Source organism: Bacillus inaquosorum (assembly GCF_023238325.1).
Classification (GTDB): Bacteria; Bacillota; Bacilli; order Bacillales; family Bacillaceae; genus Bacillus; species Bacillus inaquosorum.
On record NZ_CP096592.1, the window covers coordinates 18,523 to 32,500 of the forward strand.

General features: G+C 44.9%; 13 protein-coding genes, 3 tRNA genes, 2 rRNA genes, 1 other RNA gene and 1 other annotated feature (1 of these 20 cut by a window edge). Of the genes, 15 read left to right on the forward strand and 4 right to left on the reverse strand.

Annotated elements, in window-relative coordinates; genetic code table 11:
* Window positions 1–57 precede the first annotated feature (57 nt).
* The 4 genes from pdxS (at window position 58) to M1M80_RS00095 (ending at window position 3,379) form a co-directional block, all read left to right on the forward strand.
* Window positions 58–942, forward strand: coding sequence for a pyridoxal 5'-phosphate synthase lyase subunit PdxS (pdxS, locus tag M1M80_RS00080; RefSeq protein ID WP_003242369.1), 885 nt, complete (start codon window positions 58–60; stop codon window positions 940–942).
* A 21-nt stretch (window positions 943–963) separates the two neighbouring features.
* The gene (gene pdxT / locus M1M80_RS00085; RefSeq protein ID WP_060397749.1) at window positions 964–1,554 is read left to right on the forward strand and encodes a pyridoxal 5'-phosphate synthase glutaminase subunit PdxT; all 591 of its coding nucleotides are present in this window, start codon (window positions 964–966) and stop codon (window positions 1,552–1,554) included.
* A 52-nt stretch (window positions 1,555–1,606) separates the two neighbouring features.
* Window positions 1,607–1,819 (forward strand) — a binding site (T-box leader).
* 54 nt (window positions 1,820–1,873) lie between these two features.
* Window positions 1,874–3,151: a serine--tRNA ligase gene (gene serS, locus M1M80_RS00090; RefSeq protein WP_060397750.1), complete on the forward strand. Its 1,278-nt coding sequence runs from the start codon at window positions 1,874–1,876 to the stop codon at window positions 3,149–3,151.
* A 135-nt stretch (window positions 3,152–3,286) separates the two neighbouring features.
* Window positions 3,287–3,379 (forward strand) — tRNA-Ser (locus M1M80_RS00095).
* Between the two features lie 110 nt (window positions 3,380–3,489).
* Here the strand turns inward: M1M80_RS00095 and dck are convergent.
* The 4 genes from dck to M1M80_RS00115 form a co-directional block, all read right to left on the reverse strand.
* Complete coding sequence (gene dck / locus M1M80_RS00100; RefSeq protein WP_003242374.1) at window positions 3,490–4,143, reverse strand: deoxyadenosine/deoxycytidine kinase; 654 nt, start codon at window positions 4,141–4,143, stop codon at window positions 3,490–3,492.
* Entirely contained in the window at window positions 4,140–4,763 is a 624-nt protein-coding gene (gene dgk / locus M1M80_RS00105) for a deoxyguanosine kinase (RefSeq protein ID WP_060397751.1), read from the reverse strand. The genes dck and dgk overlap by 4 nt, the downstream gene beginning before the upstream one ends.
* A 98-nt stretch (window positions 4,764–4,861) precedes the next feature.
* On the reverse strand, window positions 4,862–6,145 hold the full coding sequence (locus tag M1M80_RS00110) for a LysM peptidoglycan-binding domain-containing protein (RefSeq protein WP_060397752.1): 1,284 nt from the start codon (window positions 6,143–6,145) through the stop codon (window positions 4,862–4,864).
* Between the two features lie 70 nt (window positions 6,146–6,215).
* On the reverse strand, window positions 6,216–6,761 hold the full coding sequence (locus tag M1M80_RS00115) for a cysteine hydrolase family protein (protein ID WP_060397753.1): 546 nt from the start codon (window positions 6,759–6,761) through the stop codon (window positions 6,216–6,218).
* An 85-nt stretch (window positions 6,762–6,846) separates the two neighbouring features.
* Here M1M80_RS00115 and tadA point away from each other — a divergent pair, with 85 nt between their 5' ends.
* The 11 genes from tadA to M1M80_RS00170 form a co-directional block, all read left to right on the forward strand.
* Window positions 6,847–7,332 (forward strand): tRNA adenosine(34) deaminase TadA, encoded by a 486-nt coding sequence (tadA, locus tag M1M80_RS00120; RefSeq protein WP_003242382.1) that lies wholly within the window; start codon window positions 6,847–6,849, stop codon window positions 7,330–7,332.
* An 82-nt stretch (window positions 7,333–7,414) separates the two neighbouring features.
* Window positions 7,415–7,679, forward strand: an RNA gene (ffs, locus tag M1M80_RS00125) — signal recognition particle sRNA large type.
* A 129-nt stretch (window positions 7,680–7,808) separates the two neighbouring features.
* Window positions 7,809–9,500: a DNA polymerase III subunit gamma/tau gene (gene dnaX / locus M1M80_RS00130; RefSeq protein WP_003242385.1), complete on the forward strand. Its 1,692-nt coding sequence runs from the start codon at window positions 7,809–7,811 to the stop codon at window positions 9,498–9,500.
* A gap of 23 nt (window positions 9,501–9,523) precedes the next feature.
* Complete coding sequence (locus tag M1M80_RS00135; RefSeq protein ID WP_003225427.1) at window positions 9,524–9,847, forward strand: YbaB/EbfC family nucleoid-associated protein; 324 nt, start codon at window positions 9,524–9,526, stop codon at window positions 9,845–9,847.
* Window positions 9,848–9,861: 14 nt separating this feature from the next.
* The gene (gene recR, locus M1M80_RS00140) at window positions 9,862–10,458 is read left to right on the forward strand and encodes a recombination protein RecR (protein ID WP_003242386.1); all 597 of its coding nucleotides are present in this window, start codon (window positions 9,862–9,864) and stop codon (window positions 10,456–10,458) included.
* A gap of 17 nt (window positions 10,459–10,475) precedes the next feature.
* Window positions 10,476–10,700, forward strand: a complete 225-nt coding sequence (locus M1M80_RS00145) for a YaaL family protein (RefSeq protein ID WP_003242387.1) — start codon at window positions 10,476–10,478, stop codon at window positions 10,698–10,700.
* Between the two features lie 66 nt (window positions 10,701–10,766).
* Window positions 10,767–11,030: a sigma-K factor-processing regulator BofA gene (gene bofA, locus M1M80_RS00150; protein ID WP_003242389.1), complete on the forward strand. Its 264-nt coding sequence runs from the start codon at window positions 10,767–10,769 to the stop codon at window positions 11,028–11,030.
* A 244-nt stretch (window positions 11,031–11,274) separates the two neighbouring features.
* A 16S ribosomal RNA gene (locus M1M80_RS00155) occupies window positions 11,275–12,824 on the forward strand.
* Between the two features lie 101 nt (window positions 12,825–12,925).
* Window positions 12,926–13,002, forward strand: a tRNA-Ile gene (locus M1M80_RS00160).
* Window positions 13,003–13,013: 11 nt separating this feature from the next.
* A tRNA-Ala gene (locus M1M80_RS00165) sits at window positions 13,014–13,089 on the forward strand.
* An 81-nt stretch (window positions 13,090–13,170) separates the two neighbouring features.
* Window positions 13,171–13,978 (forward strand): 23S ribosomal RNA (locus M1M80_RS00170) (it continues 2,120 nt past the right edge of the window).
* Together the 16S and 23S rRNA genes with 2 tRNA genes alongside form the textbook arrangement of a ribosomal RNA operon.

Genomic DNA, 13,978 nt, shown 5'->3' on the forward strand with positions numbered 1-13,978 from the left:
TAGGATACAATAAGGATTAGAAATCATACACTATACCTTGATTAGGGGGACCAAGAAATGGCTCAAACAGGTACTGAACGCGTAAAACGCGGAATGGCAGAAATGCAAAAAGGCGGCGTCATCATGGACGTCATCAATGCGGAACAAGCGAAAATTGCTGAAGAGGCTGGAGCTGTCGCTGTAATGGCGCTAGAACGTGTACCAGCTGATATTCGCGCGGCTGGAGGAGTTGCCCGTATGGCTGACCCTACAATCGTGGAAGAAGTAATGAATGCAGTATCTATCCCGGTAATGGCAAAAGCGCGTATCGGACATATTGTTGAAGCGCGTGTGCTTGAAGCTATGGGTGTTGACTATATTGATGAAAGTGAAGTTCTGACTCCGGCTGACGAAGAATTTCATTTAAATAAAAATGAATACACAGTTCCTTTCGTCTGCGGCTGCCGTGATCTTGGTGAAGCAACACGCCGTATTGCTGAAGGTGCTTCTATGCTTCGTACGAAAGGCGAGCCTGGAACAGGCAACATTGTTGAAGCTGTTCGCCATATGCGAAAAGTAAACGCACAAGTGCGCAAAGTAGTTGCGATGAGTGATGATGAATTAATGACAGAAGCGAAAAACTTAGGTGCTCCTTACGAGCTTCTTGTGCAAATTAAAAGAGACGGTAAGCTTCCTGTCGTTAACTTTGCTGCTGGCGGCGTAGCCACTCCTGCTGATGCTGCGCTCATGATGCAGCTTGGTGCTGACGGAGTATTTGTTGGTTCTGGTATTTTCAAATCAGACAACCCTGCTAAGTTTGCGAAAGCAATTGTGGAAGCAACAACTCACTACACTGATTACAAATTGATCGCTGAGCTTTCAAAAGAGCTTGGTACTGCAATGAAAGGGATTGAAATCTCAAACTTACTTCCAGAACAGCGTATGCAAGAACGCGGCTGGTAAGAATATAGGAGCGCTGCTGACATGTTAACAATAGGAGTATTAGGACTTCAAGGAGCAGTTAGAGAGCATATCCATGCAATTGAAGCATGCGGCGCGGCTGGTCTTGTCGTTAAACGTCCGGAGCAGCTGAACGAAATCGACGGGTTGATTTTGCCGGGCGGTGAGAGTACGACGATGCGCCGTTTGATTGATACGTATCAATTCATGGAGCCGCTTCGTGAATTTGCTGCTCAGGGAAAACCGATGTTTGGGACATGCGCCGGATTAATTATATTAGCAAAAGAAATTGCTGGCTCAGATAATCCTCATTTAGGTCTGCTGAATGTGGTTGTTGAACGCAATTCGTTTGGCCGGCAGGTTGACAGCTTTGAAGCTGATTTAACAATCAAAGGCCTGGACGAGCCTTTTACAGGGGTATTCATCCGTGCGCCGCATATTTTAGAAGCTGGTGAAAATGTTGAAGTTCTTTCGGAGCATAATGGTCGTATTGTAGCTGCTAAACAGGATCAATTCCTGGGCTGCTCGTTCCATCCGGAGCTGACAGAAGATCACCGAGTGACACAGCTGTTTGTTCAAATGGTTGAGGAATACAAGCAAAAAGCACTTGTATAAAACAGTTGAAAGCTGTGGAAACTTATAGTACATTATAAGCACAAATAAAGATCGAAAAGCGTTGATAGGAACTAGTAGGAAGCCTCTCTTTCTAAGAGAGCCGATGGTTGGTGCGAATCGGTGAAAGATGCTGTCTGAATCCATCCTTGAGCGAAATGCTGAAACAAGTAGGCATTTACGGGATAACCGTTATGTGTGAAAGTGGAAAGCGAGTCTTTGACTTGTTTTCAATCAGGGTGGCAACGCGAGAGCTCTCGTCCCTTTATGGGGATGAGGGCTCTTTTTATTTTCGACAAATTCAATAAAAGGAGTGTTTCGCATGCTTGATACGAAAATGCTGAGAGCAAATTTTCAAGAAATTAAGGCAAAGCTTGTACACAAAGGCGAAGACTTAACTGATTTTGATAAGTTTGAGGCGCTGGACGATAGACGAAGAGAGCTTATCGGTAAAGTTGAAGAGTTAAAGGGAAAACGAAATGAAGTATCTCAGCAGGTTGCTGTGCTGAAGCGTGAGAAAAAAGACGCGGATCACATTATTAAAGAAATGCGTGAAGTCGGCGAGGAAATTAAAAAACTTGATGAAGAATTAAGAACAGTGGAAGCTGAGCTTGATACCATTCTTCTTTCAATTCCAAACATTCCGCATGAGTCTGTCCCTGTCGGTGAAACAGAAGACGACAACATAGAAGTGCGTAAATGGGGTGAAAAGCCTTCATTTGCTTATGAGCCGAAACCGCACTGGGATATTGCAGATGAGCTGGGTATTCTTGATTTTGAACGTGCTGCAAAGGTAACAGGAAGCCGTTTCGTGTTCTATAAAGGTTTAGGTGCTCGTCTGGAGCGTGCGCTTTATAACTTTATGCTTGATCTGCATGTAGATGAGTATAACTATACTGAAGTGATCCCGCCTTATATGGTAAACCGCGCAAGCATGACGGGAACGGGTCAGCTTCCTAAATTCGAAGAAGATGCGTTTAAAATCAGAGAAGAAGATTACTTCTTAATTCCGACTGCGGAAGTACCGATTACAAACATGCATCGCGATGAAATCCTTTCAGGTGACAGCCTGCCGATTAACTATGCGGCATTCAGTGCCTGCTTCCGTTCTGAAGCTGGTTCAGCAGGGCGCGATACACGCGGATTAATCCGTCAGCACCAATTTAATAAAGTTGAGCTTGTGAAGTTTGTGAAGCCTGAAGATTCTTATGAAGAATTAGAGAAGCTTACAAACCAAGCAGAACGAGTTCTTCAGCTGCTTGAGCTTCCATACCGTGTCATGAGCATGTGTACGGGTGATCTAGGCTTTACGGCTGCGAAAAAATACGATATCGAAGTTTGGATTCCAAGCCAAGACACATATCGTGAAATCTCTTCTTGCAGCAACTTCGAAGCATTCCAGGCAAGACGTGCGAACATTCGTTTCAGACGTGAAGCGAAAGGCAAGCCAGAGCATGTACACACACTGAATGGTTCAGGTCTGGCGGTTGGAAGAACAGTTGCCGCTATCTTAGAAAATTATCAGCAGGAAGACGGAAGCGTTGTTGTTCCAAAAGTACTTCGCCCTTATATGGGAAATAGAGAAGTAATAAAACCATAAAATTGTGAAAAGGTGTGCCTGACCAGGTGCGCCTTTTTGCCTGTGTAGACAGGACATTTTTATAAAAACAAAAAAAGTTTTTAAAAATGCTTGACCATATAAGAACATTCATGATATAGTAAGTCTTGTCGATACGGAGGAATACCCAAGTCCGGCTGAAGGGATCGGTCTTGAAAACCGACAGGGGTGTCAAAGCCCGCGGGGGTTCGAATCCCTCTTCCTCCGCCATATTGATTTTAATCTAATGAAACACAAGCATATATTGGAGATTGTTTTGTCCGTTGCGTTCGGTGCAGCGGATTTTTTATTATAATGAAAAAGTGAATCTCAGTTGAGATTCACTTTTTTTGATTTTCATGAATAACTGAAGCGATTTGATCTACTATGTTTTCAATCGAGCTTTCGTCGTTCAGCAGATCGTAATCCTCAATGCGAAGCTTTAGAACAGGGCAGGCGTTAAAACCGCTTATCCAGTTTTCATAGCGTGTATGCATTTCCTCCCAGTAAGAGGGGCTTGTCTGAAGCTCCATTTCACGGCCGCGTTCTTCAATTCGGTTTAAAATGTTCTCCAGATCTCCTTCTAAATAAATCAATACATCTGGGTGTGGGAAATACGGTGTCATCACCATTGCTTCGAAAAGGCTTGTGTAAGTTTTATAATCAGTCTTTGACATTGTCCCTTTGTCAGCATGCATTTTCGCGAAAATACCTGTGTCTTCATAAATAGAACGATCCTGTACAAATCCTCCGCCGGCTTCAAAAATCGTTTTCTGTTCTTTGAATCGCTCAGCTAAGAAATAGATTTGCAGGTGAAAGCTCCAACGCTCAAAATCATGATAGAACTTTTCTAAGTATGGATTATGATCGACTTCCTCCAGAGAGGTTTTAAATCCAAGCCGTTTAGCCAAAGCTTTTGTTAAAGTCGATTTTCCGACACCTACTGTTCCTGCTACTGTGATAATTGAATTTTTAGGGATATGATGTTCCTTCATACGATAAGCTCCTTTACATGGGCGGCAATGCGTTCAAAGTCGCTCTTATTCAAAACGAAATCTTTAGAATCGCCATCTATGGTTAACACTGTAAGTTCAGGATCTGATTCCTGCAGCTGTTTGATGGCGACTTCATAATCTGCGATCAGCTGCTCTAAATAGCTTATTTCAATTTTTTTCTCAAAGGGGCGTCCGCGTTTTTCAATGCGGTGTAACAATGTGGGCAGACTAGCCTTTATGTAAATGATGAAATTCGGCTTTGGCAGATCATCCGTTAGCAGGTGATAAATCTTTTTATATTTTTCCAGCTGATGCTGAGACAGGGTACGTTCCGCAAAAATCACATTTTTATAAATGTGATAATCAGCTATCACAGGCTGTCCCTTTTTTAAAAAGTGATCACTGGTGTCTTCAAGCTGTTTGTATCTGTGACAAAGAAAAAACATTTCAAGCTGGAAGCTCCATTCCTCTATATTGTCATAAAACTTATCAAGGTACGGGTTATCCTCAACAATCTCACTAATCATAGGGAATCCAAATTCTTGTGAGAGCATCGTCGCGAGGGTAGTTTTTCCTGCCCCGATAGGACCTTCTATTGCAATAAAAGGGGCTGCATTCATCGGAATCCTCCTTATTTCTGAAAAACGTTCGTCAGTTACCGACCTTCATATTGTATCACAACCCTTGGGCGCCCCCATGAAAAAAAGACGTTTCCAAATTATCGAAACGTCTTTTTGACAATATTAAATTGATCAGACAGCAGCAGCCAGTTTTGCGGGAAGGAAAGACCCAGCTTCCAATAGCTGATGCCTCTTAAATTCAGCTCTTTAATCAAATTGAATTTTGCTTGGATCGAGCGGGCATCCTCGAACCATACCTCGTGTCTTCTGTTTTCTGCATCAGTATAGCGGAAGAAAGGGGCTTGAGCGGTTTCGTCATACTGAATTTCTGCATTGTTTTGATCGGCAATGACAATGGCTTGCTGAGGGCTTATTGCTCTTGCCGGAGTTCCGCCAGCTGTATATGGCAGCGTCCAGTCATACCCATATAAATTCTGGCCCATGACAATTTTATTCGCAGGCATTTCAGTCAAAGCATATTCTATGACATCCCGAACAGGCCCGATTGGAGAAACGGCTTGAGCCGGCCCGCCGCTATAGCCCCATTCATATGTCATGAGAACAACAAAGTCGACAATTTGGCCATGGGCTCTGTAATCATGGGCTTCGTACCATCTGCCCTGCTGTGTTGCGCTTGTTTTTGGGGCAAGCGCTGTAGATATTTCTAAGCCTTCTCGATGGAAAAGATCCGTTGCTTCACGGAGAAATTGATTATAGGCTTCTCTATCCTGAGGCCGCAAATATTCAAAGTCAAAATGAATATCATAGAAACCATATCTTTTTGCATTCTCGACTATTTCATTTAAAAGTCTTCTTTTTACAGTATCGTCGTTCAAAAGGATCCGGCCGAGTTCATCGCTGAATGCCTGGTTTTCTAGGTTCGTTATAATCATCATCAATGCCGTGTTTTGATTCTCTGCAATGCTTCTTAAATTCGTTAAAGGCGGTGCGACTAAGGTTCCGTCACGCTGTGCCTGGAAACTGAATGCGCCAAGGTACGTTAAGTAGGGCGACGCTTCTCTGGCCGCCTGCTGGAGATTTTCGCTGACTTGATTTCCGCGGGGTTCCAAATAAGCATTTGATTCGATGTCTCGTTTAGGAACGGGAGGGATGTATAAGCGGAAACCAATCTGCAGCACGGTATTTAACTGGATGCGATTAACCCTGGCGAGCTCGGCTGCCGTTGTATTAAATTGTTGCGCGATGGATGTCAGGGTATCACCTTGTTGAACATCATAGAACTGGCCAGCTATTGGAATGACAATGGTTTGTCCGACGACAAGGCTGTCGGGATTCGGTATTTCATTCGTTTCTGTGATTTCACTTACAGTTGTTCTGTATTGTGAAGCGATAGCAGAAAGAGTGTCGCCTTGTTTCACCACATAAATTTGAATGAAAAACGCCTCCTTTCATATCGCTATCCAATGTATGAAAGAAAAACGCCGATCATGTTTATTTTTCTGTAATTTGTTCCTCCGTCGTAATTTCCGCGAAAAGAACATTCTCCATCATGGTCAAGGCAAATTCGTTATCTTCGTCACGATTTGAGGCAATGCAGTCCTTAGGTATCGTGATGCTGTATTCCCTCATGTAAGCGTCATTAGCGGTAAACAGCACGCATATGTTACCGGCTATACCTGTTAAGAAAATATGCTTCACCTGCAATTCGGTAAGGAGAGTGTGAAGTGCTGTTTCGTAAAAGGCGGAATGCTTCGGTTTAATTAAAAAATAATCAGCATCTTCCGGAGCTATTTGTCTGATGATGTCCTTGCTTCTTTCATTCGTGCATTCTTGCTGAATATTTTTAATATCAGCTTGCCAAAGTCCGTAATGATCATTAATGTAAATAATCGGCCAGTCGTTTTGTCTCGCATGCTCCTTTAATGATAAAATGTGAGGAACGATTTTTTCTGTTTTTTTAGCGAGGCTTTCTCCCATATCGAATTCAAAATTATTGATCATGTCTACAATGAGAAGGGCTGTGTCTGCTTTGGACAATCGACAGTCTCCTTTCCGTTTCAGTTATAGTTAATATGTAGCCTTTTTAGGCAATGAAAAAACTTTGAAAAGAGAGCTTATCCTTATGACACAAGATGAACTTTATATGAAAGAAGCAATTAAAGAAGCGAAAAAAGCTGAAGAGAAAGGTGAAGTGCCAATCGGCGCCGTGCTTGTCGTCAATGATGAAATCGTAGCGCGTGCACATAATTTAAGAGAGACGGAGCAGCGGTCAATCGCTCATGCGGAAATGCTTGTGATTGATGAAGCGTGTAAAGCGCTGGGAACGTGGCGGCTGGAGGGGGCAACTCTTTATGTGACGCTTGAGCCTTGTCCGATGTGTGCCGGTGCCGTCGTGCTTTCTCGAGTGGAAAAAGTGGTATTTGGTGCATTTGACCCTAAAGGCGGCTGTTCAGGCACGCTTATGAACCTTTTGCAGGAAGAGCGCTTTAACCACCAGGCTGAAGTGGTGAGCGGGGTGCTTGAGGAGGAATGCGGAGGAATGCTCAGTTCGTTTTTTAGAGAACTGCGAAAAAAGAAGAAAGCCTTCAGGAAAAACTTGTCTGAGTAGTCCGGTTGCAATTTTTAGGGGGAAACGATATACTTATGTATGCATCGCAATAGATGCGATATAAAATTTGATATTTATTTTGCCGTGCTAAGCGGGGAGGTAGCGGTGCCCTGTACCTGCAATCCGCTCTAGCAGGGCCGAATCCCTTCTCGAGGTTCGTTTACTTTAAGGTCTGCCTTAAGTAAGTGGTGTTGACGTTTGGGTCCTGCGCAATGGGAATTCATGAACCATGTCAGGTCCGGAAGGAAGCAGCATTAAGTGAAACCTCTCATGTGCCGCAGGGTTGCCTGGGCCGAGCTAACTGCTTAAGTAACGCTTAGGGTAGCGAATCGACAGAAGGTGCACGGTAAATCAATCATCAAATTTTCAGACTCACCTATCATTAGGTGAGTTTTTTGTTATGTAAAAAGAGCTTTTGGAATCGAAACAAGGTTCATGTATAATGGGAATGATGAATAACGGAGGAGGGCAAACCCGTGAGTTACCAAGCTTTATATCGAGTATTCAGGCCTCAGCGCTTTGAAGATGTGGTTGGACAAGAACACATTACAAAAACGCTGCAAAATGCCCTTTTGCAAAAAAAGTTTTCTCACGCCTATCTGTTTTCCGGGCCAAGAGGAACGGGAAAAACCAGTGCAGCCAAAATATTTGCCAAGGCTGTCAACTGTGAACATGCTCCTGTTGATGAGCCATGCAACGAATGTGCGGCCTGTAAAGGGATAACAAACGGGTCAATATCCGATGTCATAGAAATTGACGCCGCTTCAAACAACGGTGTTGATGAGATTCGTGACATTCGCGATAAAGTGAAGTTTGCCCCGTCGGCCGTCACATATAAGGTATATATCATAGATGAGGTACATATGCTTTCTATCGGCGCCTTTAATGCATTGCTAAAAACATTAGAAGAGCCGCCCGAGCATTGTATTTTCATTTTAGCAACAACCGAACCGCACAAAATTCCTTTAACCATTATCTCCAGATGTCAGCGTTTTGATTTTAAACGAATTACATCCCAAGCGATTGTCGGATGTATGAATAAAATCGTTGATGCCGAACAGCTGCAAGTGGAAGAGGGATCACTTGATATCATTGCAAGTGCTGCAGATGGCGGTATGAGGGATGCTTTGAGCCTTCTTGATCAGGCGGTATCATTCAGCGGTGATGTCCTGAAAGTCGAGGATGCGCTTTTGATTACGGGAGCTGTTTCTCAATTATATATAGGAAAGCTTGCACAATCCCTGCATGATAAAAACGTTTCTGACGCACTGGAAACATTAAATGAACTGCTTCAGCAAGGGAAAGATCCGGCTAAGCTGATAGAGGATATGATTTTCTATTTCAGGGACATGCTGCTGTACAAAACAGCCCCTGGCTTAGAAGGGGTGCTTGAAAAAGTAAAAGTTGATGAAACGTTCCGGGGACTAAGCGAACAAATTCCGGCACAGGCCATATATGAAATGATTGATATTCTGAACAAGAGCCACCAAGAAATGAAATGGACAAATCATCCCCGTATCTTTTTTGAAGTGGCAGTGGTGAAGATTTGTCAAACGTCTCATCAATCAACTGCTGACCTGCCTGAAGTCGATATGCTGATGAAAAAAATTCAGCAGCTCGAGCAGGAAGTGGAGCGGCTTAAAACAACGGGTATCAAAGCAGCGGCGGAAAGCCCGAAAAAAGAAACGCCGCGTGTGCCAAAGGGCGGGAAATCCAATTACAAAGCACCAGTAGGCAGAATTCATGAAATTCTAAAGGAAGCTACGAGACCGGATCTTGACCTGCTCAGAAACAGCTGGGGCAAGCTTCTTGCTCATCTCAAACAGCAAAACAAAGTGTCACATGCCGCTTTGCTGAATGACAGTGAACCTGTGGCAGCCGCCTCAGCGGCATTTGTTCTGAAATTCAAATATGAAATTCATTGTAAAATGGTCGCCGAGGATAATAACGGAGTCCGGACCAATCTTGAGCAGATTTTAGAATCGATGCTCGGAAAAAGAATGGATTTGATTGGCGTTCCAGAAGAACAATGGGGTAAAATAAGAGAAGAATTTTTAGTAGATCATCAGCAGGAAAATGAAGGATCAAATGAACCGGCTGAAGAAGACCCGCTGATTGCCGAGGCGAAAAAGCTTGTCGGAGCGGATTTAATTGAAATAAAAGACTAACAAAATGAAAGAGAGTGAATGCTATGCGTGGCGGAATGGGAAATATGCAAAAAATGATGAAACAAATGCAAAAAATGCAAAAGGACATGGCGAAGGCTCAAGAAGAGCTTGCAGAAAAGGTTGTTGAAGGAACTGCGGGCGGCGGTATGGTAACAGTAAAAGCAAACGGCCAAAAAGAAATCCTGGATGTCATCATTAAAGAGGAAGTCGTTGATCCGGAAGATATCGACATGCTTCAAGATTTAGTGCTTGCTGCAACGAATGAAGCTTTGAAAAAAGTTGACGAGATCACAAACGAAACAATGGGTCAATTTACAAAGGGAATGAACATGCCAGGTTTATTCTAGGGGGATAAAAGAACATGCAATATCCTGAACCAATATCAAAGCTGATTGACAGCTTTATGAAATTGCCAGGGATCGGACCGAAAACAGCGGTTCGTCTGGCTTTTTTTGTTCTAGGTATGAAAGAAGATGTGGTATTAGATTTTGCGAAAGCATTAGTAAATGCGAAACGCAACCTGACATATTGTTCAGTTTGCGGGCATATTACAGATCAGGACCCTTGCTATATATGTGAAGATACGCGCAGGGATAAGTCTATTATCTGTGTTGTGCAAGACCCTAAGGATGTTATCGCTATGGAGAAAATGAAGGAATACAATGGACAGTATCACGTTCTCCACGGCGCCATTTCTCCAATGGACGGCATCGGACCGGAGGATATTAAAATACCAGAATTGTTAAAACGATTACAGGATGATCAAGTGACAGAAGTGATTCTCGCGACAAACCCTAATATAGAAGGGGAAGCAACGGCGATGTATATATCAAGGCTCCTGAAGCCGTCTGGTATTAAGCTCTCCCGTATTGCCCACGGACTGCCCGTCGGCGGCGATTTGGAATATGCGGATGAGGTCACTCTTTCTAAAGCACTTGAAGGAAGACGTGAATTGTAAGGAGGAAAAAGCGATCCATGGGTTTTCTTCGCAAGAAAACATTGAGAAGAGAGTTTGATGAAAAACTAACCGAGCAGCTTTTTAAGCAAAAGGAAGAGTGGAACAGGCAGAAAAAGCTGGTTGAAAAAAGCTTAGAACCGTCTGCTGAAGTGTTATACGAACTAAAAGTAGCTGAAGCAAAGTATTTTTTTTACTTGAGGGAAGCAAAGCAGCGAAATTTAAAAATCAGCAGGTGGAAGTAAGTGGTCTAAACTCCTGGATCTTCTCATAAGCTTGTACTAGAACAAGCAAAGGAGATGAGAAGATTCATGGAGCCTATTTTTATTATAGGGATTATTTTAGGACTGGTTATTCTTCTTTTTTTATCAGGTTCAGCAGCAAAGCCTTTAAAGTGGATTGGCATTACAGCTGTTAAATTTGTTGCAGGTGCTTTGCTGCTGGTTTGTGTAAATATGTTTGGCGGCAGTCTTGGCATTCATGTGCCAATTAATATTGTCACTACAGCTATCAGCGGAATTTTAGGAATACCGGGAATAGCTGCGTTAGTTGTCATTAAGCAATTTATCATTTAATTGATATTATATATTGACTTTGATAGCCGAGGGTGTTATTCTAATATACGTCGCTGATGACGAATTACTTTTTTGAAAAGAAATCATTAAAAAGTTGTTGACGATAGCGATAGAAAATGTTATGATTATAAAGTCGCTTAAAGAGCGGCAACAAAGTTCTTTGAAAACTAAACAAGGCAAAACGTACCTGTTAATTCATTTTTAAATAAATCGCACAGCGATGTGCGTAGTCAGTCAAACTACTTTATCGGAGAGTTTGATCCTGGCTCAGGACGAACGCTGGCGGCGTGCCTAATACATGCAAGTCGAGCGGACAGATGGGAGCTTGCTCCCTGATGTTAGCGGCGGACGGGTGAGTAACACGTGGGTAACCTGCCTGTAAGACTGGGATAACTCCGGGAAACCGGGGCTAATACCGGATGCTTGTTTGAACCGCATGGTTCAAACATAAAAGGTGGCTTCGGCTACCACTTACAGATGGACCCGCGGCGCATTAGCTAGTTGGTGAGGTAACGGCTCACCAAGGCAACGATGCGTAGCCGACCTGAGAGGGTGATCGGCCACACTGGGACTGAGACACGGCCCAGACTCCTACGGGAGGCAGCAGTAGGGAATCTTCCGCAATGGACGAAAGTCTGACGGAGCAACGCCGCGTGAGTGATGAAGGTTTTCGGATCGTAAAGCTCTGTTGTTAGGGAAGAACAAGTACCGTTCGAATAGGGCGGTACCTTGACGGTACCTAACCAGAAAGCCACGGCTAACTACGTGCCAGCAGCCGCGGTAATACGTAGGTGGCAAGCGTTGTCCGGAATTATTGGGCGTAAAGGGCTCGCAGGCGGTTTCTTAAGTCTGATGTGAAAGCCCCCGGCTCAACCGGGGAGGGTCATTGGAAACTGGGGAACTTGAGTGCAGAAGAGGAGAGTGGAATTCCACGTGTAGCGGTGAAATGCGTAGAGATGTGGAGGAACACCAGTGGCGAAGGCGACTCTCTGGTCTGTAACTGACGCTGAGGAGCGAAAGCGTGGGGAGCGAACAGGATTAGATACCCTGGTAGTCCACGCCGTAAACGATGAGTGCTAAGTGTTAGGGGGTTTCCGCCCCTTAGTGCTGCAGCTAACGCATTAAGCACTCCGCCTGGGGAGTACGGTCGCAAGACTGAAACTCAAAGGAATTGACGGGGGCCCGCACAAGCGGTGGAGCATGTGGTTTAATTCGAAGCAACGCGAAGAACCTTACCAGGTCTTGACATCCTCTGACAATCCTAGAGATAGGACGTCCCCTTCGGGGGCAGAGTGACAGGTGGTGCATGGTTGTCGTCAGCTCGTGTCGTGAGATGTTGGGTTAAGTCCCGCAACGAGCGCAACCCTTGATCTTAGTTGCCAGCATTCAGTTGGGCACTCTAAGGTGACTGCCGGTGACAAACCGGAGGAAGGTGGGGATGACGTCAAATCATCATGCCCCTTATGACCTGGGCTACACACGTGCTACAATGGACAGAACAAAGGGCAGCGAAACCGCGAGGTTAAGCCAATCCCACAAATCTGTTCTCAGTTCGGATCGCAGTCTGCAACTCGACTGCGTGAAGCTGGAATCGCTAGTAATCGCGGATCAGCATGCCGCGGTGAATACGTTCCCGGGCCTTGTACACACCGCCCGTCACACCACGAGAGTTTGTAACACCCGAAGTCGGTGAGGTAACCTTTTAGGAGCCAGCCGCCGAAGGTGGGACAGATGATTGGGGTGAAGTCGTAACAAGGTAGCCGTATCGGAAGGTGCGGCTGGATCACCTCCTTTCTAAGGATATTTACGGAATATAAGACCTTGGGTCTTATAAACAGAACGTTCCCTGTCTTGTTTAGTTTTGAAGGAACTTTGTTCCTTGAATAAGTTAAGATGGGCCTGTAGCTCAGCTGGTTAGAGCGCACGCCTGATAAGCGTGAGGTCGGTGGTTCGAGTCCACTCAGGCCCACCATCTTAAATAATGGGGCCTTAGCTCAGCTGGGAGAGCGCCTGCTTTGCACGCAGGAGGTCAGCGGTTCGATCCCGCTAGGCTCCACCAACGTGTTCTTTGAAAACTAGATAACAGTAGACATCACATTCAATTAGTAAGACAAGATATCACATAGTGATTCTTTTTAACGGTTAAGTTAGAAAGGGCGCACGGTGGATGCCTTGGCACTAGGAGCCGATGAAGGACGGGACGAACACCGATATGCTTCGGGGAGCTGTAAGCAAGCTTTGATCCGGAGATTTCCGAATGGGGAAACCCACCACTCGTAATGGAGTGGTATCCATATCTGAATTCATAGGATATGAGAAGGCAGACCCGGGGAACTGAAACATCTAAGTACCCGGAGGAAGAGAAAGCAAATGCGATTCCCTGAGTAGCGGCGAGCGAAACGGGATTAGCCCAAACCAAGAGGCTTGCCTCTTGGGGTTGTAGGACACTCTGTACGGAGTTACAAAAGAACGAGGTAGATGAAGAGGTCTGGAAAGGCCCGCCATAGGAGGTAACAGCCCTGTAGTCAAAACTTCGTTCTCTCCTGAGTGGATCCTGAGTACGGCGGAACACGTGAAATTCCGTCGGAATCCGGGAGGACCATCTCCCAAGGCTAAATACTCCCTAGTGACCGATAGTGAACCAGTACCGTGAGGGAAAGGTGAAAAGCACCCCGGAAGGGGAGTGAAAGAGATCCTGAAACCGTGTGCCTACAAGTAGTCAGAGCCCGTTAACGGGTGATGGCGTGCCTTTTGTAGAATGAACCGGCGAGTTACGATCCCGTGCAAGGTTAAGCAGAAGATGCGGAGCCGCAGCGAAAGCGAGTCTGAATAGGGCGCATGAGTACGTGGTCGTAGACCCGAAACCAGGTGATCTACCCATGTCCAGGGTGAAGTTCAGGTAACACTGAATGGAGGCCCGAACCCACGCACGTTGAAAAGTGCGGGGA

Excerpts from the sequence above, each read along its gene's own strand:
- bofA (WP_003242389.1), top strand. The coding sequence starts at position 10,767 with ATGGAGCCTATTTTTATTATAGGGATTATTTTAGGACTGGTTATTCTT.
- M1M80_RS00135 (WP_003225427.1), top strand. The coding sequence starts at position 9,524 with ATGCGTGGCGGAATGGGAAATATGCAAAAAATGATGAAACAAATGCAA.
- pdxS (WP_003242369.1), top strand. The coding sequence starts at position 58 with ATGGCTCAAACAGGTACTGAACGCGTAAAACGCGGAATGGCAGAAATG.
- M1M80_RS00145 (WP_003242387.1), top strand. The coding sequence starts at position 10,476 with ATGGGTTTTCTTCGCAAGAAAACATTGAGAAGAGAGTTTGATGAAAAA.
- recR (WP_003242386.1), top strand. The coding sequence starts at position 9,862 with ATGCAATATCCTGAACCAATATCAAAGCTGATTGACAGCTTTATGAAA.
- pdxT (WP_060397749.1), top strand. The coding sequence starts at position 964 with ATGTTAACAATAGGAGTATTAGGACTTCAAGGAGCAGTTAGAGAGCAT.
- dck (WP_003242374.1), bottom strand. The coding sequence starts at position 4,143 with ATGAAGGAACATCATATCCCTAAAAATTCAATTATCACAGTAGCAGGA.
- dgk (WP_060397751.1), bottom strand. The coding sequence starts at position 4,763 with ATGAATGCAGCCCCTTTTATTGCAATAGAAGGTCCTATCGGGGCAGGA.
- tadA (WP_003242382.1), top strand. The coding sequence starts at position 6,847 with ATGACACAAGATGAACTTTATATGAAAGAAGCAATTAAAGAAGCGAAA.
- serS (WP_060397750.1), top strand. The coding sequence starts at position 1,874 with ATGCTTGATACGAAAATGCTGAGAGCAAATTTTCAAGAAATTAAGGCA.